Below are 215 nucleotides of genomic sequence, written 5' to 3'. Positions count from 1 at the left end.
GCGTGTGCGCTGCGGACTCCCAGCAGCAGTTGGCTGGTTTCGCCCAGCAGTTCTGCCGCGGCCGCGCGCCGCGCCGTTTGCATTGGCTGCGTCCGGCGATACACGACGCGCGCCAGTACGCCTTCTTGGCTGCGCTGGTAGTGCGCCTCGATTCCGTTGCCCGTGCGTAGCTGGCTCAATCCCACCAGGTCGCGTTTGAGGTCTTGCACGATGGT

Annotated in this window: 1 protein-coding gene; it reads right to left on the bottom strand. The window is 66.5% G+C overall.

Annotation, left to right across the window (positions count from 1 at the left end; genetic code table 11):
- Nucleotides 1–215 (bottom strand): hypothetical protein (locus tag VTU_RS33810; protein ID WP_010107097.1); only part of this gene is annotated, 215 nt, incomplete at both ends.

The sequence above is a fragment of the Verminephrobacter aporrectodeae subsp. tuberculatae At4 genome (assembly GCF_000193225.1).
GTDB lineage: Bacteria > Pseudomonadota > Gammaproteobacteria > Burkholderiales > Burkholderiaceae_C > Acidovorax > Acidovorax aporrectodeae.
Note: the sequence above shows the minus strand (reverse complement) of the source record. Positions and strands in the feature narration are given on the sequence as shown.